Here is a 20,495-nt window from a genome sequence, read left to right on the forward strand (position 1 = left end):
GACGATCGCTCCGGGTCGCCCCGCCATTTTAGTTGACGCCGGTTACCGGAAGATTGCGCGCGCCCACCGGCGGAAGCGGGTACGGCGGGGCGGTGCCGTACGGCGGGCGGCGCTCGCGGGCGGACGGTCGTGGGCGGGCGGGAACGCCGCGGTTACCCTCTCACCATGCCGCTTGCTCCCGTTTTCGGCGCGATGATGCGCACCGTCGACGGCGTGCGCATCGACGCCGGGCACATCCCCGGCGACTCGCTCGAGCTCTGCATCGTCGTCGCCCACGGGTTCACCGGGACCTGGCGCGAGCGGGCGAGCCGCCGCATCGCGCACGTGCTGAACGGCTACGGCGGGGTGCTCGCCTTCGACTTCCGCGGCCACGGCCGTTCCTCCGGCCTGTCCACCGTGGGGGACAAGGAGATCCACGACATCGAGGCGGTGGTCCGGCACGCCCGGGTGGTCGGGTACCGCCGGGTGGTCACGGTCGGCTTCTCCATGGGCGCGGCGGTCGCGATCCGGCACGCCGGGCTGATCGGCGGGGTCGACGGGGTGGTGGCGGTGAGCGGCCCGGCCCGCTGGTACTACCGGGACACCCGGCCGATGCGGCAGGTGCACTGGGCGATCGAGCGGCCGATCGGCCGGCTGGCGGCCCGGCTGGTGAAGCGCACCCGGATCGCCACCGGGCCGTGGGATCCGGTGCCGGTGCCGCCGTACGAGGCGGTGCGGCACATCGCCCCGACCCCGCTGCTCATCGTGCACGGCGACGCCGACGCGTTCTTCCCGGTGGAGCACGCCCACCAGCTCTACGAGAACGCCCGCGAGCCGCGGGAACTGTGGATCGAGCCCGGGTACGGCCACGCCGAGACCGCGGCCACGCCCGCGCTGGTGCGGCGGATCGGGGAGTGGGCGGCGAAGTCCGCGAAAAAATCTCTCGAACCCCGAACTTCTCCCCGCGACCTGTCGTCTACCTAGGCACAGAACCGTTGCGAGCGGCGCAGCGGGAGCGGGGGCGTTCAGGTGGTGCACGGCGGGTGCCCACAACTGGCTGGGGAGCGCTGCCGGCACTCCGCCGTGCACCACCTGAACTCTATGCACTGATGGGACGCGCGTGCCCAAATGGCACGATTGGGGCACGAGTTAGTCGTTCCGGCATCGCCGACGAGATGGATCTCCTATAGTTCCCTTCCGTCTGAGGAAGGGGAGAGCGGCGTGAAACGTGGCCGGGTTCTCGCTCTGGCCGTCGTTCTTGCCGGGATGACCGCCCTCGCCGGTGCTCCCGGCGCCCAGGCGGAACCCGATCGGCAGACGAAGCTGAACCAGCTCACCAAGCAGGCCGCGGCGCTCACCAGGGCCTACCGCGGGGAGATCCAGAGCCTGGAGGAGGCGAAGCGGGCCGTGCGCCGGGCCGAGGCCCGGGTCAAGTCGCTCAAGGCGAGCGTCGCCGCCGCGCAGCGCACGCTCACCCAGTTCGCCCAGACCTCCTACATGCAGGGCGGCGTGGATCCGGGCCAGTTCCTCGCCTTCGGCGACGGCGACCTCGGCCAGGCCGCCACGCTCAACTACCTCGCCGCCATGCGGGCCGAACGGCTCAACCGCCTCAAGGAGATGCAGCAGGAGGCGAAGAAGGCCGAGAAGGCCGCCGACGACAAGGTCGAGGAGCTGCGCGAGAACATCGAGGAGCTGCAGCGCAAGCGGCGCGAGGTGGAGAGGCTGCTCGCCCGGTTCGGCTTCCAGAAGCCCGACGCGGGCACCGGGCTCACCCCGCGCATGATCAGCGTGCGCAACGCGATCCTGCAGCAGTTCCCGATGCCGTACGGCTACGGCTGCCTGCGCCGCGGCGACGCCGGCGAGCACGGCGTCGGCCGGGCGTGCGACTTCATGATGGCCCCCGGCGGCCGCTACGCGACCGGCGCCGACCTCGAGCGCGGCAACGCCCTCGCCGAGTGGTGCATCAGGAACGGCCGGCGGCTCGGGATCATGTACATCATCTGGCAGCAGAAGTACTACGACATCCGCACCGGCAGCGGCTGGCGCATGATGGCCGACCGCGGCAGCCCCACCGCCAACCACTACGACCACGTGCACGTGTCGGTGCTCTAGGCCGGTGCGCCCGCCCCGCCGTACCGGTCGGCGGTCGATGCCGGGTGCCGCGAACCCCCGCGGCGGGCGGCGGAGCCCATGGATAATGGCGGGGTGACGAAGGTCTCCGACGGGACGCTGCGGCGTCGCCCGGCCCAGCGGCGCAGCCAGGAGCGGGTCGAGCGCATGCTCGACGAGTGCGCCCGGCTTCTCGACGAGGTCGGGTACGACGGGCTGACCACCAAGGAGGTGGCGCGCCGGGCCAACGTGCCGATCGGCACCTTCTACCAGTTCTTCCCGGACAAGCAGGGCCTGGTGCGCGCCCTCGGGCTGCGCAACCTCGACGCGTTCCTCGACCGGGTCACCGCGCGGCTCACCGAGCGGCGGCTCAAGAACTGGACCGAGGCGGTCGACATCCTCGTCGACGAGTTCGTCGACATGAAGCACACGATGCCGGGCTTCGGCGTCATGGACTTCGGCGAGGTGCTCGTCACCCCGGGCGGCCCCGGGCTGCGCGGCACCGAGCGCATGCTCGACGGGCGGCGGGAGAACAACTTCGTCGTCGCCGACCGGGTACGGGCGCTCGCCGTCGAGGTGCTCGGCGCCCCGGCGAGCCCGGAACTCGACCGCGCGATCGTGGTCGCGGTGGAGGCGGCCGACGCGGTCCTCAAGCTCGCCTTCCGCGTCGACCCCCAGGGCGACCCCGCGCTGATCGCCGAGTGCAAGCGGCTCGTCCGCCGGTACCTCGAGGACTACGCCTCCTGACCCCGCGCGGGCACGGCTGAAGGGAGGGCCGGATGACCACGCACGCGGCCGGCCGGGGGAGCACCGGCTACTACACCCCGGCGCAGGTGGCCGAGGAGACCGGGTTCAGCATCGACACGCTGCGGTACTACGAGCGCATCGGCCTGCTCGGCCGGGTGGCGCGGAACGCCGCCGGGCGGCGCCGGTTCACCGACGAGGATCTCGGCTGGCTCGGCTGGATCCGCTGCCTGCGGGACACCGGCATGCCGATCGCCGAGATGCTCCGGTTCGCGGAGCTGATGCGCGCCGGGGACCACACCATCCCCGACCGGATCGCGATGCTCGAGGCGCACGACCGCAACGTCGAGGCGATGATCGCCGACCTGCGGGAGAAGCAGGAGGCGATCAAGCGCAAGATCGCCCACTACCGGGACCTGCTCGCCCTGTCCGAGGCGACCGCGGACCACGCCGCGGCCGAGCCGGACCCCGCGCCGCGGGCCTGACCGCGGGCCGTACCCCACCGCGGCCTTCCCGCCTAGCCTGGGATGGGTGAACTGGTCGTCCTACGGCGCGTTCCTCGCGTTCGCGACGGTGCTCACGCTGCTGCCCGGGCCCGACTTCGCCGTGGTGGTGAAGAACACGCTGGCGGGCGGGCGGCGGCGCGGCGCCTGGTGCTCGGCCGGGGTGAGCCTGTCCTGCGCGGTCCAGGGCGCGGCGACCGCCACCGGCCTCGGCGTCCTGATCACGCAGCTGCAGCCGGTGTTCCAGGCGGTCAGGTGGGCGGGCGTGGCCTACCTCGGCTACCTGGGGGTGCAGACGTTGCGCTCGGCGTTCCGCGGGCACTACCCGCGGCTCACCGGCGGCGCGGCCGCGGCCCGCGGCGGCCTGCGGGAGGGCTTCCTGTCGAACATCACCAACCCGAAGACGCTCGTGTTCTACCTGGCGGTGCTGCCGCAGTTCATCTCGCCGGGCGCGGCGGCGTTCACGCTGCCGCTGTTCGCGCTGAGCCACGCCGTGATCTCCCTGCTCTGGCTGTGGGTGGTCGTCGCGGTCCTCGACGTGGTGCGGGCGGTGCTCTCCCGGCGCACGGTACGGCGGGCACTCGACACCGTGATCGGCGTGGCGCTGCTCGGCTTCGGCGCGCGGCCGGCCGCCGAGGGCTGAGCGCGGGCGCCGGCTGACGTCGCGTCCCCCGGCCGACGCGCGGGCACGCGCCGGCGGCTCGCCGTACCTCTGGTCCCAGGGTCGTCGGGCCCGGCCTGTGGGGGTGCGACCGTCCCGCCTTGACCAGGGAAAACGGCGGGAATGGGCGGGTATGCGGAGACGTTACCGCCCTGTTCTTGACCCGGGTGTGCGGCGGTGGCTTCATGGGCCGCGACAACGTTGTCAGCCCGTGCGAAACCTTCGGGGGAGTTTCGTTGCCGGGGTGGGACCGAAGGGATGGGCGATGCGGAGACGGTGGATGAAGGCCGCCGCGATGGGTCTGGCCGGCGTGCTCGCGCTCACCGCCTGCGGCGGCGGCGACCCCGGGGACGGCGGCCTGGGCGGGTCCTCCAAGAAGCGGGTGGAAATCTTCTCCTGGTGGACCGGTCCGGGTGAGGTGGACGGCCTCAAGGCGATGCGCCAGATCTTCGAGCGGAGGAACCCGAACTTCACGTTCTACGACGCCGCGGTCGCCGGCGGCTCCGGTGACCAGGCGCGGGCGCTGCTCTCCAGCAAGCTCAAGGCGAACCGGCCGCCGGACACCTTCCAGGGCCACGCGGGCGCCGAGCTGCAGGGCTACATCAAGGCCGGCAAGCTCGAGCCGCTCAACTTCCTCTACGACGAGCTCAGGCTGCGCGACGTCTTCCCCGAGCAGCTCGTCGAGCAGATCACCGTGGACGGCAACATCTACTCGGTTCCGGTCAACATCCACCGGTCGAACATCCTCTGGTTCAACCCCAAGGTGCTGAAGGACGCCGGGGTCTCCGGCCCGCCGAAGTCGATCAAGGAGTTCGTCGACGCGCTGGAGAAGGTCAAGAAGGCCGGCAGGATCCCGCTGTCGATCGGCCCCCAGTGGACCCGGGTGCACCTGCTGGAGAGCGTGCTGCTCGGCTCGCTCGGCACCGAGCGGTACAACGCGCTGTGGACGGCGAGCGCCGACTGGTCCGGCGCGGACATCACCACGGCGCTGGAGAACTTCAAGAAGATCACGTCGTACGCCGGCACCCCGCAGGAGGACTGGCAGCCCGCGGCGAAGCAGGTCGCCGACGGCGAGGCCGCCTTCAACGTCATGGGTGACTGGGCCTACGGCTACTTCGCGAACCCGCCGGACGGCGGCCTCGGCAAGACCGCCGGGCAGGACTTCGACTGGGCCTCGGCGCCGGGCACCGACGGCACCTTCATGTGGCTGTCCGACAGCTTCACCCTGCCGAAGGGCGCCCCGAACCGGGACGGCGCGATCGCCTGGCTCAAGGTCGCCGCGAGCAAGGAGGGCCAGGACGCGTTCAACCCGCTGAAGGGCTCGATCCCGGCCCGCAAGGACGCCGACAGGTCGCTCTACAAGGACTACCTCGCCTACAGCCTCGAGCAGTGGGCGACGAACAGGCTCGCCGGGTCGATCCAGCACGGCGTGGTCGCCAACGACGCGTGGCGCAACGCGATCAACGAGGCCGTCGGCCGGTTCATGCAGGACCGGGACGTGGCGAAGCTGCAGCGGGCGCTCGTGGGCGCGGCGAAGAACAGCGGCCAGTAGGCCGGGCCCGGCCACGTGCTGTCGAAGTGGCGGTTCGCGGGCGCCGGCCTGGCCTTCACGCCGCCGCTGTTCGCCTCGCCTCGATCCCGGCCGTGATCGGCCACATCCTGCTCGGCCGGTCCTTCAGGCGCGGCCTCATGGCCGGTGCGCTGACGGGTTGACGAGCGAGTCGCCGAGCGGCGTGCGGTGGTAGAGCACGCTGCGGCCGGTGCGCACCCCGGCGATCAGCCCCGCCTCGCGCAGCGCGGCGATGTGGTCGCCGGTGCCGCCGATGCTCAGCCCGAGCCGGGCGGCGAGCTGGGTGGTGGTCGCGGGCACCTCGAGCTCGGTGAGGATGGCGGTCCTGGTCCGGCCGATGAGCCGGGCCAGGCCGCCCGGCGCGTCCTGCGGGGCGGCCACGCCGCGCGCCGGGTAGATCAGCGCGTACGGCCAGGCGTCCGTCACGTAGTCCAGGTAGGCGCCCGCGTTCTTGATGAAGACGCTCGGCACGAACAGCAGGCCGCGGCCGTCGAGACGGCAGGTCCGGTCGTCCGCGCCGACCCGTACCTCGATGTGGCCGCAGGCGTCGTCGTCGCGCCAGCGCACCTGTGGGGAGAGGTCGTCGAGGGCGGCGCGCCAGCCGTACGTGGCGAGCCGCCCGGCCCGCTGCACCACGTCGCGCTCGAGGATCGCGTGGAACCGCGGCCAGCTCGGCGCGATCACCTCGCGCCAGAGGGCCTCCAGCGCGTCGGCGATGCGGGCGACCACGTCGCGGTCGCGCAGCACCCGCATCACCGGCTCGGGCAGCGGCTCCCGTTCCTGCAGACTGCGGGCGATCTCGGCGTGGGCCTGCTCGGCCGGGGTGGCGCGCATCGCGGCGATCTCATCGTCGAAGGTGACGTTCACCCCGGTGGGCGGCGGCGCGATGAAGTCCGGGGTGTACCGCCGCGGCACGTACAGCGCGACCAGCGCGCGCAGCTCCGGCATGGACTCCTGCAGCCGGAGGTACGCCGGGCGGGAGCGGGCCACCCAGTCGCGGAGCGCGCCGACCTCCGTCCTGCCGGAGAGCGCCCACACGGCGTGCAGGGTCTCGATGAGCGGTGAGATGGCGAATCTGCTCGCCATGATGTCCTGCGCGCTGACCTCGATCCGGAGCATCCGATCACCACTCTTCAGGTGAGTGCGTAGAGCACAGTTTGCCGCTATCAGCCCAGCTGCGCCCTCCTTGGACGCATCTTTTCGGCTATTTCCGAATTTCTGGCTGAGTGGCCCGGGGCGGCGCGAGCATCGGGGCCATGACCACGTTCGGCCAGGTGTTCGCCGAGCCCCGGTTCCGGGTGCTGTTCGTCGGCCAGACGCTGCTGGTGGCCGGGGACACCGTGAAGATGCTCGCGTTCTCCGTGCTCGTCTACGCCCGCACCGGATCGCCGGGGCTGTCCGCTGCGGCGTACCTGTCCGGCTTCCTGCCCGAGGTGGTGGGCGGGATCTTCCTGCTGTCGATCGCCGACCGGATGCGGCCGCGGGCCCTGATGATCGCCGGCGACCTGCTGCGGGCGGCGACGTGCGTCGCGCTCGCCGTGGGCGGGCTGCCGGTGTGGGCGGCGCTCGCGCTCGTCTTCGTGACCGGGGTGCCGAGGCCGGTCTTCAGCGCGGCGCGCGCCGCGATGCTGCCGGAGATGCTGGCGGGCGACGCGTTCGTGCTCGGCCGGGCGGCGCTCGGCATGGTGGCGGCCGGGGCGCAGATCGCCGGGTTCGCGGCCGGCGGGCTCGTGCTCGCCGCGACCGGGCCGGAGCGGGCGCTGCTGGTGACCGCGGCGCTCTCGCTGCTCAGCGCGGCCGTGGAGCGGCTGGGGCTGCCCGACACCCCGCCGCGCGCCGGCGGTGCGCGGAAGGGAACCGTGCGCACCACGCTGCGGGGCAACCGGGAGCTGCTCGCCGACCGCCGGGTGCGCGGGCTGCTGCTCGCCGGGTGGCTGCCGATGCTCGTCTTCGTCGGCGCCGAGGCGGTGTTCGTGCCGTACCTGACCGGGCTCGGCTCGCCGTCCGGAGCCGGGCTGGTGCTCGCCGCCACCGCCGCTGGCATGGGGCTGGGCAATCTCGTGGTGGGCCGGTTCGTCTCGCCCGACGGGCGCGAGCGGCTGGTCTTCCCGCTCATGCTGCTGAGCGGGGTGCCGCTGGTGGCGTTCGCCGCGCGGCCGGGCGTCGCCGTCGCCGCGGTGCTCGCCGCGGCGGGCTGCGCCTGCCTCGCCTACAACCTCGGCCTGCAGCGCCCGTTCGTGGACGCGGTGCCGCCCGACCGTCTCGGCCAGGCGTACGGCCTGCAGAACTCCGGGATGATGACCGCGCAGGCGGTGGGCGCGATGCTCGTCGGCGCCCTCGCCGAGGTGGTGCCAACGCACCACGCGATCGCCTGGGCGGGCGTCGCCGCGGTCGGCTGCGCGCTCGCGCTGCGGGCGACCGTGCGCAACGGGCTCGCCGTCAGGCGGCCCGGGCCGGTGGCGGGATCTCCCCGGACCCGCGCACGATGAGCCGGGTGGGCAGCAGCACCCGCTGGGCCGGGCCGCGATCGCCGGCGAGCCGCCGGAACAGCAGCTCCGCGGCGGTCCGGCCGAGCCCGGCCGGGTCCTGGGCGACCACGGTCACCCCCGGCACGAGCAGGTCGGCGAGCTCGAGGTCGTCGAAGCCGACGAGCGCGGGCCGGTCCGGGCCGGGGCGCGCGGCGAGCGCCCGCAGCACGTGCGTGGTGATCAGGCCGTTCGCGGTGAACAGCGCGGTGGGCGGGTACGGCAGCGCGGCCATCGCGGCGAGCGCGGCGCGCAGCCGGTGCGGATCCGGGCGGCCCAGGCTCACCAGCGCCTCGTCGTACGGCAGGCCCGCGGCGGCGAGCGCGTCGCGGTAGCCGCGCAGCCGCTCCCGCGCGGTGAAGATCGCCGGCGAGTCGCCGAGGAACGCGATCCTGCGGTGGCCGTGCCGGATCAGGTGGGCCACGCCCTGCGCCGCGCCGCCCGCGTTGTCGCTGAGCACGGTGTCGGCCTCCAGGCCGGACCCGGGCGGCCGGTCGGCGAACGCGACCGCGACGCCCGCCTCCAGCTCGGGCCGCAGGTGGCCGTGGTCGGTCCCGGCCGGGACGATGACGAGCCCGTCGACCCGGCGGGCGCAGAACGCCGTCACGATGTCCCGCTCCAGGGCCGGGTCCTCCTCGGAGATGCCGGTGAACAGCAGGTGGCCGTGGCTCCGGGCGACCGCCTCGACCGCCCGGCTGAGCCCGGAGTAGAACCGGTCGCTGACGTCCCCGATCACCAGGCCGATGCTCGCGGTCCGGCCCGCGCGCAGCAGCCGGGCGCTGTCGTTGCGCCGGTAGCCGAGCCGCCGGATCGCCTCGCGTACCCGTTCGGCGGTGGCGGGGTTGACGCCGGGCTCGCCGTTCACCACCCGGGACACGGTCTTGAGCGCCACCCCCGCCGCGGCGGCCACGTCGCGCATGGTCGGCCGGCCGCGTCTGGTGTCCGTCACGTGGAGATCATCCCGCAGAACATGGGGCTTGACAACGTTGTCAAGATCTCGATCAGGGGTGGCGCCCCTGGAATGACCACTCCGTGCCACGCGGACTTCCGCACGATATAAGCCTGTTTGACCCCAAGTGGTCATGGGACATACGTTCTGACTGGTCGTCCCGTCGACCGGAACGGTCCGAAGTCACCGTCCCGGATCGCCGAGGCGACCTCGTGACGAGCGTTCCGGGTAGCGCGGCCGGGTCGGGTGGCCGGTGCGGGCGGTGGGTGAGGCGGACCCGCCGCGTCACGAAGTCGGCGATCACCCCTGGCACCGGGAAGGACGGGCGAGTGTGAGGACGGTACGGGACGCGGCGTTCGACGTGCTGCGCCGCACCGGCATGACCACGATCTTCAGCAACCCCGGATCCACCGAGATCCCGCTGCTCGCCGGGCTCCCCGACGATTTCGCGTTCGTGCTCGGGCTGCACGAGGGCGCCGTGGTCGGCATGGCCACCGGCTGGGCGATCGCGCACAACAGGCCCGCGCTCGCGCTGCTGCACACCACCGCCGGGCTCGGCAACGCGGTCGGCGCGATCGCCACCGCGCGGTCGAACCGCGCCCCGGTGGTGATCGTCACCGGCCAGCAGGACCGCCGCCACCTCGCGCTCGAGCCGTTCCTCGCCGGGCACGGGCTCACCGCGCTCGCCGGGCCGTACCCGGTGTGGACGGCCGAGCCGGTGCGCCCCCAGGAGGTGCCCGGCGCGATCGCCCGCGCCTGCCACGAGGCGGCCACCCGGCGCGGCCCCGCGATCGTCGTGGTGCCCCAGGACGACTGGGCGCAGCCCGCCGAGGAGGCCGTGCTCGCCGCCCCCGGCACCGTGCTGCGGCCCGCCGCGGTGACCGACGCCGACGTCGCCGAGCTCGCCCGGCTGCTCGCCGGGGCGCGCTCGCCCGCGCTCGTCACCGGCGCGGGCGCGGACTCGCCCGAGGCGTGGCGCGCGCTGGTCGCGCTCGCCGAGCGGCTGCGCTGCCCGGTCTTCGCCGAGCCGTTCGGCTCCCGGGCCGGGTTCCCGCAGGACCACCCGCAGTACGGCGGGCTGCTCCCGGCCGAACGCGAAGGGCTGCGCGAACGGCTGCGCGGCCACGACGTGGTGCTCGCCGTGGGCGCGGCCGCGTTCCGCCAGTACGTCTACCGGCCCGGCCCGCTGGTGGCCGCGGGCACGGTCGTGGCGGTCGTCTCCGACGACCCGGACGAGGTGCACCGCAGCGCGGCCGAGCTCGCCGTGCTCGCCCCGCCCGCCGCGGTCTGCGAACGGCTCGCCGCGCTCGTGCCCGAGCGGACCGGCGTGGCCGCGCCCTCGTTCGCCCGTGACACCGCTCCGCCGTACACCCCGGGCGAGCCGCTGCGGGCGGTGCACGTGCTCGGCGAGCTCGCGGCGCGGCTCGCGCCCGAGACGATCCTCGTGGAGGAGACCCCCTCGTCCCGGCCGGACCTGGTCCGGCTGATCCCGGCCCGGCGGCCGCTCGGCTTCCTCGCCGCGGGCATGGGCGGGCTGGGGTTCGCGCTGCCCGCCGCGGTCGGGCTGCGCATGGCCGCGCCGGACCGGCCCGTGGTTGCGGTGACCGGGGACGGCGCGGCGCTGTACGGCATACAGGCGTTGTGGAGCGCGGCGCACTACCACGTGGGCGTGTTGTTCGTCGTGCTCGCCAACGGGCGGTACGCGGTGATGGACCGGCTCGCCGAGGGCATCGGCGCCGGCAAGGCGCCGTGGCCGCCGTTCCCCGAGGTGAGCGTGGCCGGGCTGGCCCGCTCGCTCGGGTGCCCGGCACGCCGGGTGGAGGACCTAGCGGACCTCACCGCCGTGCTGGACGAGGTCATCCCGGCACTCGGCCGGCGTGACGAGCCGCTGCTGCTCGACGTCGCCGTGGTGCCCGACACGGAGTACCGGTTGTGAACCACAGCACGCTCAAACGCGCCCTGCTCGTCGTCGCGTTCACCCTCGCGGCGCTCAACCTGCGGCCCGCGCTCGCCAACGTCTCGCCGCTGCTCAACGAGATCCGCGCCGATCTCGGGCTGAGCGCGGCCGCGGCCGGGGCGATCACCACGGTGATGGTGCTCTGCCTCGGCGTGCTCAGCCCGGCCGCGCCGGTGCTGGTCCGCCGCTTCGGGCTCGACCGCACGCTGCTGATCGCCCTGGTGGTGCTCACCACCGGGATCGCGCTGCGCAGCGCCGACGGGGTGCTGTGCCTCTACGCCGGCGCGGCGGTGGCGGGCACCGCGATCGCGGTGATGAACGTGATCATGCCGGGCGTGGTGAAGGAGCGCTTCCCCACCCGGATCGGGCTGTTCACCGGCATCTACACCTCGGCGCTCGTCGCCGGGGCCGCGGCCGGATCCGCGCTCATGGTGCCGCTGGAGGAGGAGTACGGCTGGCGCCTGGCGGCGGGATCCGCGGCGGCGCTCGCGTTCCTCGCCGCGGTGCTGTGGTACCCGCACGTCCAGCGCGGCCCGGCCCCGATCCAGCCGGTCGAGCCCGGGCGGTACCGCAGGCTGCTCGGCCGCCGGGTGACCTGGTACGTCACCGGGTTCCTCGGCGTGCAGTCGATGACCTTCTACCTCATGCTCGCCTGGCTGCCCACGGTGTTCCGGGACGCCGGGCTGTCCGCGGTGGACGCCGGGAACCTGCTCGGCCTCACCAACTTCGTGCAGATCGCCGCGACGCTCGCCATGCCGCAGATCGCGGCGCGCGCCCGGAGCCAGGCGCCGCACGCCGTACTGTCCACGATGCTCACCCTCACCGGGTTCGCCGCGGTGATGGTCGCCCCCGCCACGGTGCCCTGGCTGTGGATGATCATCCTCGGCCTGGGCCAGGGGTCGACGATCTCCCTCGCGCTGCTCATCATCACCCTGCGGGCGCCCGACCCGACCTCGGTCACCGCGCTGTCCGCGGTCGCCCAGTCGGTCGGGTACGTGTTCGCCGCGGCCGGGCCGGTGCTCATCGGCATGATCCACGAGCTCACCCACGGCTGGACCGTGCCGCTCGGGGTGGCGGTCGGCCTCAGCGTGGTCCAGCTCGGCTTCGGGTACCTGGCGGGCCGCCCGGTGCCGCAGCGTGCGCGGCCCGTCCCGGTTTCGTCATAGCGTTTCCGGTTCGGCACAGTTTTTCGTCATGGCTCGGCGGGCGACCGGCGTGGCGTCGCGGCGCGCGCCGGTGCGCGCGGTAGACATCCAGACACACATCCGGGCCGCCGCGATGATTCCGGCGCCCGGTTCGGTACCCGGCGGGGTACCGGAATTCGGGGATGTCGCCTTTTGTGCCGGATCACGCCATGTCCATGCCTTCGTACGCTCTTTTCACGGCCGGATCGCTCGCCGTGAGCCTCGTTTCCGGGCTCGTCGCCGGCGTCGCGCCGGCCGCGGACGCCGTCGCGCGCAAATCCGGGAAAGGGTGCCGGATCGGCTCGTTCTGGAAAATAGATAACTTTCGGCCGCGTAATTTCTATATTCCCGGCACTCGCTATATCGACGGCCCGGGCGGCGTGATGCGGGTGTGGGTGATGCGCGCCTACACCATCAGGTCCGAGTTCGAGATCGAGGACTGGCACGAGCGGGAGCGGCGCCGTACCCGCTTCGGCCCGGTCCGCCCCGGCGACGGCCCCGCCGAGATCACCCGGGAGGTCGAGCGGGAGGTGGAGCGCGAGCGCGGGCGCTCGGTACGGCGGGCGGGCGGCGAGGACCCCGGCCGGGCCGCCGACCAGGTCACCGGCCGGGTCGACGGCACTGCCGGCGGCGCGGACGACGCCGAGCGCGAGGTGACGCACGCCTCCAAGATCAAGATCAAGGACGGCCGGGCCGTGCTGACCAGGGCCGACGAGCGCGAGCTGATCCGGACGATCCGCCACATGGTGAGCCCGCTGATCAGCGACGACCACACGGTGGAGGTCGGGCACGAGTACACCCGGAAAATCTCGCCGGGTAAATACGGATATGCGCGGTATCGTGTGTTCGGTTATCGGGTGAAGTTCTCGAAATGGTGGCGTGGCGACGACTGCCGGGTGCACTGGGCCGCATCCGGTGTGGCCGGGGTTCCGGCCCGGGTCGAGGGCTGGGTGTATCGGGAGAGCAAACGCCCCGACCCCAAATGGCTGCGCGGCCGATAGCCATTTCCTGTATTCACCGCACTTTCTCCGGTCCATCGGGTTAATGTGCCCCGTGGTACCGGAGAAAGGGGTGGGCGGAAATGACGAACCGGTTGCTGGCCGGGACGCTGGCCGTGCTCGCGGGAGGGGTGCTCGCGACCCACGCCGACGCGAGCGGCGCGGTCGCCGAGCGGGCCACCGAACGGGCCACGGTGAAGCCCGCGCGGGCCACGGCGACCCACGTCGTGATCGCGCACCGGGGCGCGAGCGCGTACCGGCCGGAGCACACGCTGCTCTCCTACGAGACCGCGATCCGCATGGGCGCCGACTACATCGAGCCCGACCTGGTGTCGACCAAGGACCACGTGCTCGTCGCCCGCCACGAGAACGAGATCTCCGCCACCACCGACGTGGCCGAGCGTCCCGAGTTCGCCGACCGCCGCACCACCAAGATCATCGACGGCAAGCGGGTGACCGGCTGGTTCACCGAGGACTTCACCCTCGCCGAGCTGCGCACGCTGCGCGCCCGGGAGCGGGTGCCCCACCTGCGCCCCGGCAACACCGCCTACGACGGCCTGGCGCGCATCCCCACCTTCGACGAGGTCGTGCGGCTCGCCAAGCGGTACGGCGTGGGCGTCTACCCGGAGACCAAGCACCCCACGTACTTCGACTCGATCGGGCTGTCGCTGGAGGAGCCGCTGCTCGAGGTGCTGCGCCGGCACGGCTGGACCGACCGGGACGACCCGGTGTACATCCAGTCGTTCGAGACCCGTAACCTGCGCGAGCTGCGGCGGCGCACCCGGGTCCGGCTCGTCCAGCTCATCGGCGCCGAGGGCGCGCCGTACGACCTGGTCGCCGCGGGCGACGACCGCACCTACGACGACATGGTCACCCCCGAGGGCCTGCGCGCGATCGCCGCCTACGCCGACGCGATCGGCCCGTCCACGGCGCGCATCTACCCGGTGGGCCCGGACGGGCGGCTGCGCCCGCGCACCACGCTCGTGCGCGACGCGCACCGCCGCGGCCTGACCGTGCACGCCTGGACGGTGCGCGGCGAGAACGCCTTCCTGCCGCCGGACTTCCGGCAGGGCGACGCGAACAGCCCCAGCTACCGGCGGGCGATCGGCGACGTCGCGGGCTGGCTGGAGAAGCTGCGCCGGGCGGGGGTGGACGGCGTGTTCGCCGACGACCCGGCGATCGCCCGGGCGACGCTCGACCGGGCGGCCCGCCGTACCTGACCAACGGGCCGCCGGCGCCGCGCCGGTGTGCACGTTTCACTACAGGTCACCACGGGCCCGGTGCCGCTCGTCCCGGGCCGCGCGGACGGGCGGCGTCCGGCTCAGTCGTCGCCCAGGACCAGGTTGAGCAGCCAGCTGATCACGCCGACGATGATCGCGCCCCAGAACGCCGCGACGAAGCCCTCGACGTGGAACGGCACGTCGATCTGCTGGGCGATCCAGCCGGTGAGCAACAGCAGCAGCGCGTTCACCACCAGCGCGATCAACCCGAGGGTGAGCACGTAGAACGCGCAGCCGACGGTCTTGATGATCGGCTTGAGCACCGCGTTCACCAGCCCGAAGATCAGGGCGACCACGAGCAGCGTGCCGACCTGGCCGGCGGTGTCCTCGGCGGTGACGGTGATGCCGTCCACGAGCTGGGTCGCGGCCCACAGCGCGGCGGCGACGATCAGGATCTTGATGATGACCTTCACGCCCTCGATCCTGTCACCTCGATCGCGAACCCGCGAGGATTCGCCCAGGTGGCCGAGTCCGCTATCGGACGAACGCCGCACACGTGCGGTGCGTTTCGTGTAGAGACATCAGGTGTGAGTCCCTGACGCGGTTTGAGGAGAGTGCATGGTGTTCACCCGGCCCGAGTCCGTTACCACGTGGGGATCCCTCGGTGGTCCGCTCCTCGCCCGTGAGATCCATCTCGCCGCTCTCCCGGCAGGGCTGCCCGAACCCGGTGATTTCGCCGTGGTGACCGTGGAGCTCGCACCGCCCGGCCCCGGCCAGGTCCTCATCCGCAACCTCTGCATGGCGGTCGAGCCGTACCCGCCGTCTCCCGCGCACCCCGGCGCGCCGCCCTTTCCGGTCGGCCAGCCGCTCGACGGCCCCGCGGTCGGCGAGGTCGTCGAGTCGATGGACGACGAGCTGCGTCCCGGCGACCTCGTGCTCCACGGGTACGGCTGGCGCGACCAGGTGGTGCTCGACGCGCGCAGCGTGCTCCGCATCGACCCGGTGCCCGGCGTGGACCCCTCGGCGTACCTGGGCGCGCTCGGCATGTCCACGCTCGCCGCGTACGTGGGCCTCCTCGACATCGCCGGACTCCGGCCGGGCGAGGTGGTGTTCGTCTCCGGCGCGGCGGGGGAGATCGGCGTCATGGCGGGGCAGATCGCCCGGCTCAAGGGCGCCGCGCGGGTGATCGGCACCGCCGGCTCGCAGGCGAGGGCGGACCAGCTCACCCGGCGGTTCGGCTTCGACGCCGCGTTCGCCGACGCCGAGGGAGAGGTCGCCGAGCGGCTCGCCGCGGCCGCGCCGGACGGCATCGACGTCTGCTTCGACAACGTGGGCGGCGAGCACCTGGAGGCGGCGATCGCCGCGCTCCGGCCGCACGGCCGGGTCGCGCTCTGCGGGGTCGCGCCGCAGAACGCCACCGAGACCGCGCCCGGCCCCCGCAACCTCGCCCTCGCCATCGGCAAGCGCCTCACCCTGCGCGGGTTCAGCGTGTACGACCACCTGTGGCGCATGCCGGACATGCTCGCCGAGGTGGGCGCCTGGGTGCGGGAGGGCCGGATCGTGTTCCAGGAGACCGTGGTGCACGGGCTGGAGTTCGCCCCCGCCGCCTACGTGGGGCTGCTGCGCGGCGAGAACACCGGCAAGATGATCGTGCGGATCTAGCGCGACATAACGCCCACCCTGCAGGGAACAGGGCGGGCATGACCGATCCGGAGGAGCTCTCCACCCGCGAGCTGCACGACCGCGCCGTGGCCCACGCGGTACGGCACGGCGACGTGGCGTTCCTGTGGCGGCTGCTGCGCACGATCCCCGTGGCGTGGGCGGCCGCCGGGCACGCCGAGGAGGCCGCCGGCGACCTGAGCCGGATCTCCGCGCTGGTCAGCGACGCGCTCGGCGCGGGCGAGGGCGAGCTGGGGGAGGCGCTGCGCCCGGTCTACCTGGACTACCTTCGCAGGCATCCGGAGGCCTGAATACCCTGGAATCATCCCCCGGACAGCAAAGGTGCCGAAGATCGATACCCCCGTCCGCGTGCTCGTCGTCGAGGACGAGCCGCAGCTGCGCAACGCCGTGTCGCGCGCCCTCCGCATGGAGGGCTACGCCGTCGAGGTCGCCGAGGACGGGCCCGCCGGCCTCGCCGCCATGGCGAGCGAGCGCCCGGACCTCGTCGTGCTCGACGTCATGCTGCCGCGGATGGACGGGCTCGAGGTGTGCCGCCGCATGCGCCGCAACGGCGACACCACGCCGGTGCTCATGCTCACCGCGCTCGACAGCGTGGGGGACCGGGTGGCCGGGCTGGACGCGGGGGCCGACGACTACCTGGTGAAGCCGTTCGCGCTGGAGGAGCTGTTCGCCCGGATCCGGGCGCTGCTGCGCCGCGCCGGGCCGGGGGAGTGCGACGCCCCGCTCACCTTCGCCGACCTCACGCTCTACCCGCGCAGCCGCCAGGGCAAGCGCGGCGACCGCCGGTTCGACCTCACCCGCACCGAGTACGCGCTGCTCGAGCTGCTCATGCGCAACGCCGGCCAGGTGCTCACCCGGGAGGTGATCCTCGAGCGCATCTGGGGCTACGAGTTCACCCCGGGCTCGAACTCGCTCGAGGTCTACATCGGGTACCTGCGGCGCAAGACCGAGGCGGGCGGGGAGGTCCGGCTGATCCAGACCGTGCACGGGCTCGGCTACGCGCTGCGGGAGCCGACGACGTGACCGGGAGCGACGCGGGGGGAGGCGCGGCATGAAGCGGTTGCCGCTGGTGTGGCGGCTCGCGCTCTGCGCGGGCGTGGCCGCCGCGGGCAGTGTGATCACGGTGCTGGCCGGGGCCTACGTGCTCGCCTGCCGCCGGGTGGAGGACCTGGGCAGGGCGGGCGCGCTCGGCCCCTACTACGGCGACCACGGCCCGTACCCGCCGGTCGGCCCGGCCGGCGTGCTCGACAAGGTGGCCGGGCTGCAGGCCGAGCTCGGCTGGCCGTTCGTCGTGGTGGCGCTCGGCGGCCTGGTGCTCGCCGCCGTGCTCGGCTACATCGCCGCCCGCACCGCGCTGCGCCCGGTGGCCACGCTCACCTCGCTCGCCGAGCGGGTGGCGGCCACCCGTGACCTCGGCACCCGCATCGAGGTGGACCGCGACGACGAGCTGGGCAGCCTGGCGCGTAGCTTCAACACGATGCTCGACGCGCTCGAGCGCTCGGCGAAGGCGCAGCGCAGGCTCGTCGCCGACGCCTCCCACGAGCTGCGCACCCCGCTCGCCGCGCTGCGCACGAACGTGGAGCTGCTGCGCCGCGCGGACCGGCTCGACCCCGCCGAGCGCGCCGAGCTGCTCCAGGAGACCCTCGACGGGCTGGAGGAGCTGAGCGCGCTCGTCTCCGACGTGGTGGAGCTCGCCCGCGACGAGGAGCCGTCGGTGCTGCTCGAGGACGTGCGGCTCGACGAGATCGTGGAGCGCGCGGCGGCCCGCGCCCGGGCGTACTGGCCGCGGGTGCACTTCCACGTGGACGTCGAGCCCGCCGTGGTGCGCGGCGTGCCCGACCGGCTCACCCGGGCGGTGGCGAACCTGCTCGACAACGCGGGCAAGTACAGCCCGGCGGGCGGCGTCGTCGAGGTACGGCTGCGCGGCGGCGAGCTGACCGTGCGCGACCACGGGCCGGGCATCGCCGAGGAGGACCTGCCGTACGTGTTCGACCGGTTCTACCGGGCGCCGAGCGCGCGCTCGATGCCGGGCTCCGGGCTCGGCCTCGCCATCGTGCGGCAGGTGGTGGAGGGCCACGGCGGCACGGTCGCGGCGGGGAACGCGCCGGGCGGCGGCACGGTCGTGCGCATGCGGCTGCCGCTGCAGCAGGCCCCGTCGCGGCCGTCGCGGGCCCGGCAGCCGGTGCGGGCCTGACCGGCGCGGCGTGCCGTACTCGGCGGGTAACGCCCGGCCTGGGGCTCTCTCGACCTGACCTGGCAGGTCATCGGCGGATGTATGCGATAGTTCCACCTGGCCATGACGCACTCATGACGTGCGTCTCGATAGTGTTGAGGCAGGTCATGGGACCTGGGGCGCAACCGGCGCACCACAGGACTTCTTTCCGATAGGGACGTGGAGGGGGGAACCACGTCCGGAGCGGGACCCGTGGCGCTTTGGGGGAGGCGCCGAAACGGGCCGCGTGAGTCGGGGCCGGGCAGCAGGGGGAACTGCCCGGCCCCGACGTATGTCCGGAAACGGTGGCCGGGGGGACAGGGGGACGCCCGTGGGAGGTCCGTCCGCCCGGCCCTCCGGCCTTTACCGCCCGTCGACGCCGTCGCCACCCGTCCGGGCCGCTCGGAACGCCGCCCGGGAAGGCGGTTCGGGGTCGTTCGACCGCCGCCACCCGGCCCCGCGCGGGTCTCCCAGGGGTAGATCTTTTTGGGTGTTTTGGGTGGTTATCTTGGCATTTGGGTGACTTAGGCACTAGTGTCTTGTTCCGTTATCCGATGGAGACCTGGCCTCCGCCAGGAGGCCGGCCATCCGACGCCGAATCCCACGGGCGCCCAGCGCCCCGGGAGCCGGGGACCCAGTCGCGCGGGCGGCGCAGTGCAGGCCGTACCCGCGAGGGGTGAATCCAGCGGCGCGTGGCGCGCTGGTAGGGCACTCCTAGCCCGAACCCGTCAGCTAACCCGGTAGGCGAGATAGGAGAGGAGAACCAGGTGGAGAACCCCGACTCCACGGCCTCGCCCCGCCGGCGGGCGCCGTCCCATGACCAGGGCGACGGCCGCGACAGCACGCGGCGGCCACGCACCCGAAGCACAGGCTGACCGCCCTCTGCTTCGCCCGAGGCCGATCGGATGACCTCCATCTCGGCCCTCGGCCCCAGGTAACGGCCCCGGCGGACATCCGCGCCGTCACCTGCACATCCTCGCACAACCCCGCCGCGTCGTGGTGCGGCGTGTCTCATATCGCTTTCGCTGCGGGCGCCACCACGTTCCGTCTTCCGGCCGGCGTCCTCCGGCCGCAGGCGCCCCGTCCACGTGCCTTGTGCTCTGCCCTAGAGGTGCCGAGGTCGACGTGGAAGTCCTGTCCCCTCACGGAAGACCTCCCGTTCGATGAAGTTCCCCTTTGGCCTGAACAAGAACGATGTCAAGACGAAGTACGCCCCCCTCGCCGCCGGCCTCGTCGGCATCACCATGGCGGGCCTGACCATCGCGGGCGTCACCGACGACGCGAACGGCACCGCCGCGAAGGCCAAGACCGTCGCCGCCGACGTCCAGCCGCTCGCGATGACCGCGGGTGCGCGCGCCGCCGAGGGCCTCGCCGCCGCCGCGGCCGAGGCGAAGCAGAAGGACGAGGCGAAGAAGCGGGCCGCCGAGGCGCAGCGCAAGGCCGAGGCGAGAAAGGCGGCGGCGGCGAAGAAGAAGGCGGCACAGGCCGAGCGGCGGCTGCTCGTCGGCACGACCAAGGCCTCCTACTTCTGGGACGACGGCTCCGGCCGCCAGGGCGACACCGGTATGCCCGCCTCCGGCAAGCCCATGCAGAAGGGCCTGTTCGCCTCCCCGAGCTGGCCGCTCGGCACCGAGGGCTACGTGATCTACAAGGGCAGGAAGGCGAAGTTCTTCATCGGCGACCGCGGCCCCGGCGTGCCCTCCAACCACGGCGTCATGCTCGACATCGACGGCAAGACCTTCGCCGAGCTCACCGGCGGCACCTGGGACCCGAACACGCTCACCGTGCGCGGCAACGGCGGCCTCGGCCACATCCACGTGACGTACGTCATCACCAAGTGGGGCAACGGCCCCGGCCGCCCCGGCAAGCCGGTCCCGTTCTCCACCGGCGCCTGGCGGGAGTGATCCGGCCCTCCCGACGCCGCCGCGACGCCCGGGCACGCCCGCGACGACCTCGCCGGCCGGATGCCCGGGCCGGTATCCGATTCCGATGTGCGCAGACGCCTCGGGACTGCTATGGTTACGAACGTCGCTCGCGCCGCTAGCTCAACTGGCAGAGCAGCTGACTCTTAATCAGCGGGTTCGGGGTTCGAGTCCCTGGCGGCGCACCCGAAGACGCGATCTGGGCACCGTCCACCGGCGGTGCCCAGATCGCGTTTGGCGCTCATGTCTCCGGCCGGTCCGGTTCGCCTCCCTGCGGACGCC

The 20,495-nt window shown here is 73.2% G+C and carries 19 protein-coding genes, 1 tRNA gene and 1 riboswitch; of the genes, 17 read left to right on the forward strand and 3 right to left on the reverse strand.

The genetic code is table 11. The annotated features are described in order from the left end of the window. Positions 1 to 165: 165 nt before the first annotated feature. The 6 genes from FHX40_RS03495 (at position 166) to FHX40_RS03520 (ending at position 5,548) form a co-directional block, all read left to right on the forward strand. Complete coding sequence (locus FHX40_RS03495; RefSeq protein ID WP_229789161.1) at positions 166 to 963, forward strand: alpha/beta hydrolase; 798 nt, start codon at positions 166 to 168, stop codon at positions 961 to 963. 237 nt (positions 964 to 1,200) lie between these two features. After that, positions 1,201 to 2,091: a coiled-coil domain-containing protein gene (locus FHX40_RS03500; RefSeq protein WP_229789162.1), complete on the forward strand. Its 891-nt coding sequence runs from the start codon at positions 1,201 to 1,203 to the stop codon at positions 2,089 to 2,091. 93 nt (positions 2,092 to 2,184) lie between these two features. Beyond that, positions 2,185 to 2,835, forward strand: a complete 651-nt coding sequence (locus tag FHX40_RS03505; RefSeq protein ID WP_229789163.1) for a TetR/AcrR family transcriptional regulator — start codon at positions 2,185 to 2,187, stop codon at positions 2,833 to 2,835. Positions 2,836 to 2,867: 32 nt separating this feature from the next. Next, complete coding sequence (locus tag FHX40_RS03510; RefSeq protein WP_142258277.1) at positions 2,868 to 3,317, forward strand: MerR family transcriptional regulator; 450 nt, start codon at positions 2,868 to 2,870, stop codon at positions 3,315 to 3,317. Positions 3,318 to 3,363: 46 nt separating this feature from the next. Further along, complete coding sequence (locus tag FHX40_RS03515) at positions 3,364 to 3,978, forward strand: LysE family translocator (RefSeq protein WP_142258278.1); 615 nt, start codon at positions 3,364 to 3,366, stop codon at positions 3,976 to 3,978. Between the two features lie 283 nt (positions 3,979 to 4,261). After that, the gene (locus FHX40_RS03520) at positions 4,262 to 5,548 is read left to right on the forward strand and encodes an ABC transporter substrate-binding protein (protein WP_142258279.1); all 1,287 of its coding nucleotides are present in this window, start codon (positions 4,262 to 4,264) and stop codon (positions 5,546 to 5,548) included. A gap of 135 nt (positions 5,549 to 5,683) precedes the next feature. On the opposite strand, the gene FHX40_RS03530 is transcribed toward FHX40_RS03520, so the two are convergent. Next, a complete protein-coding gene (locus FHX40_RS03530; RefSeq protein WP_142258281.1) occupies positions 5,684 to 6,685 on the reverse strand; it encodes an ArsR/SmtB family transcription factor in 1,002 nt (333 codons plus the stop codon). Between the two features lie 137 nt (positions 6,686 to 6,822). Between FHX40_RS03530 and FHX40_RS03535 the strand changes: the two genes are divergently transcribed. Continuing rightward, on the forward strand, positions 6,823 to 8,055 hold the full coding sequence (locus tag FHX40_RS03535) for an MFS transporter (protein ID WP_142258282.1): 1,233 nt from the start codon (positions 6,823 to 6,825) through the stop codon (positions 8,053 to 8,055). On the opposite strand, the gene FHX40_RS03540 is transcribed toward FHX40_RS03535, so the two are convergent. After that, positions 8,006 to 9,040: a LacI family DNA-binding transcriptional regulator gene (locus FHX40_RS03540; protein WP_229789164.1), complete on the reverse strand. Its 1,035-nt coding sequence runs from the start codon at positions 9,038 to 9,040 to the stop codon at positions 8,006 to 8,008. The genes FHX40_RS03535 and FHX40_RS03540 overlap by 50 nt on opposite strands. Before the next feature lie 331 nt (positions 9,041 to 9,371). On the opposite strand from FHX40_RS03540, the gene mdlC reads away from it, so the two are divergent. The 4 genes from mdlC (at position 9,372) to FHX40_RS03560 (ending at position 14,399) form a co-directional block, all read left to right on the forward strand. Further along, positions 9,372 to 10,976 (forward strand): benzoylformate decarboxylase, encoded by a 1,605-nt coding sequence (gene mdlC / locus FHX40_RS03545; protein WP_142258283.1) that lies wholly within the window; start codon positions 9,372 to 9,374, stop codon positions 10,974 to 10,976. Further along, the gene (locus tag FHX40_RS03550; protein WP_142258284.1) at positions 10,973 to 12,163 is read left to right on the forward strand and encodes a CynX/NimT family MFS transporter; all 1,191 of its coding nucleotides are present in this window, start codon (positions 10,973 to 10,975) and stop codon (positions 12,161 to 12,163) included. Before mdlC ends, FHX40_RS03550 begins: the two co-directional genes overlap by 4 nt. A 416-nt stretch (positions 12,164 to 12,579) precedes the next feature. Then, complete coding sequence (locus tag FHX40_RS03555; protein WP_142258285.1) at positions 12,580 to 13,182, forward strand: hypothetical protein; 603 nt, start codon at positions 12,580 to 12,582, stop codon at positions 13,180 to 13,182. An 80-nt stretch (positions 13,183 to 13,262) separates the two neighbouring features. Continuing rightward, positions 13,263 to 14,399 (forward strand): glycerophosphodiester phosphodiesterase family protein, encoded by a 1,137-nt coding sequence (locus tag FHX40_RS03560; protein ID WP_142258286.1) that lies wholly within the window; start codon positions 13,263 to 13,265, stop codon positions 14,397 to 14,399. Positions 14,400 to 14,500: 101 nt separating this feature from the next. Here FHX40_RS03560 and FHX40_RS03565 read toward each other — a convergent pair whose 3' ends face one another. Continuing rightward, positions 14,501 to 14,872 (reverse strand): phage holin family protein, encoded by a 372-nt coding sequence (locus FHX40_RS03565; protein ID WP_142258287.1) that lies wholly within the window; start codon positions 14,870 to 14,872, stop codon positions 14,501 to 14,503. Between the two features lie 145 nt (positions 14,873 to 15,017). On the opposite strand from FHX40_RS03565, the gene FHX40_RS03570 reads away from it, so the two are divergent. The 6 genes from FHX40_RS03570 (at position 15,018) to FHX40_RS03595 (ending at position 20,398) form a co-directional block, all read left to right on the forward strand. Further along, a complete protein-coding gene (locus FHX40_RS03570; RefSeq protein ID WP_142258288.1) occupies positions 15,018 to 16,061 on the forward strand; it encodes an NADP-dependent oxidoreductase in 1,044 nt (347 codons plus the stop codon). A 38-nt stretch (positions 16,062 to 16,099) separates the two neighbouring features. After that, positions 16,100 to 16,369 carry a hypothetical protein gene (locus FHX40_RS03575; RefSeq protein ID WP_142258289.1) on the forward strand — a complete coding sequence of 90 codons (270 nt, stop codon included), beginning with the start codon at positions 16,100 to 16,102 and terminating at the stop codon, positions 16,367 to 16,369. Positions 16,370 to 16,409: 40 nt separating this feature from the next. Then, entirely contained in the window at positions 16,410 to 17,102 is a 693-nt protein-coding gene (locus FHX40_RS03580) for a response regulator transcription factor (RefSeq protein ID WP_142261515.1), read from the forward strand. A 28-nt stretch (positions 17,103 to 17,130) separates the two neighbouring features. Beyond that, on the forward strand, positions 17,131 to 18,273 hold the full coding sequence (locus FHX40_RS03585; protein ID WP_142258290.1) for a HAMP domain-containing sensor histidine kinase: 1,143 nt from the start codon (positions 17,131 to 17,133) through the stop codon (positions 18,271 to 18,273). Positions 18,274 to 18,873: 600 nt separating this feature from the next. Next, positions 18,874 to 19,054, forward strand: a riboswitch (cyclic di-AMP (ydaO/yuaA leader). Positions 19,055 to 19,454: 400 nt separating this feature from the next. Then, positions 19,455 to 20,195: a hypothetical protein gene (locus FHX40_RS25650; RefSeq protein ID WP_229789165.1), complete on the forward strand. Its 741-nt coding sequence runs from the start codon at positions 19,455 to 19,457 to the stop codon at positions 20,193 to 20,195. A 130-nt stretch (positions 20,196 to 20,325) separates the two neighbouring features. Next, positions 20,326 to 20,398: transfer RNA gene (locus FHX40_RS03595), tRNA-Lys, on the forward strand. Positions 20,399 to 20,495: the final 97 nt, after the last annotated feature.

The organism is Thermopolyspora flexuosa, from assembly GCF_006716785.1.
Taxonomy (GTDB): domain Bacteria; phylum Actinomycetota; class Actinomycetes; order Streptosporangiales; family Streptosporangiaceae; genus Thermopolyspora; species Thermopolyspora flexuosa.

What these genes read in the sequence shown, in the direction of transcription:
- FHX40_RS03530 (WP_142258281.1), bottom strand. Translation starts at nt 6,685, where the DNA reads ATGCTCCGGATCGAGGTCAGCGCGCAGGACATCATGGCGAGCAGATTC.
- FHX40_RS03585 (WP_142258290.1), top strand. Translation starts at nt 17,131, where the DNA reads ATGAAGCGGTTGCCGCTGGTGTGGCGGCTCGCGCTCTGCGCGGGCGTG.
- FHX40_RS03520 (WP_142258279.1), top strand. Translation starts at nt 4,262, where the DNA reads ATGCGGAGACGGTGGATGAAGGCCGCCGCGATGGGTCTGGCCGGCGTG.
- FHX40_RS03575 (WP_142258289.1), top strand. Translation starts at nt 16,100, where the DNA reads ATGACCGATCCGGAGGAGCTCTCCACCCGCGAGCTGCACGACCGCGCC.
- FHX40_RS03535 (WP_142258282.1), top strand. Translation starts at nt 6,823, where the DNA reads ATGACCACGTTCGGCCAGGTGTTCGCCGAGCCCCGGTTCCGGGTGCTG.
- FHX40_RS03510 (WP_142258277.1), top strand. Translation starts at nt 2,868, where the DNA reads ATGACCACGCACGCGGCCGGCCGGGGGAGCACCGGCTACTACACCCCG.
- FHX40_RS03555 (WP_142258285.1), top strand. Translation starts at nt 12,580, where the DNA reads ATGCGCGCCTACACCATCAGGTCCGAGTTCGAGATCGAGGACTGGCAC.
- FHX40_RS03495 (WP_229789161.1), top strand. Translation starts at nt 166, where the DNA reads ATGCCGCTTGCTCCCGTTTTCGGCGCGATGATGCGCACCGTCGACGGC.
- FHX40_RS03570 (WP_142258288.1), top strand. Translation starts at nt 15,018, where the DNA reads ATGGTGTTCACCCGGCCCGAGTCCGTTACCACGTGGGGATCCCTCGGT.
- FHX40_RS03560 (WP_142258286.1), top strand. Translation starts at nt 13,263, where the DNA reads ATGACGAACCGGTTGCTGGCCGGGACGCTGGCCGTGCTCGCGGGAGGG.
- FHX40_RS25650 (WP_229789165.1), top strand. Translation starts at nt 19,455, where the DNA reads ATGAAGTTCCCCTTTGGCCTGAACAAGAACGATGTCAAGACGAAGTAC.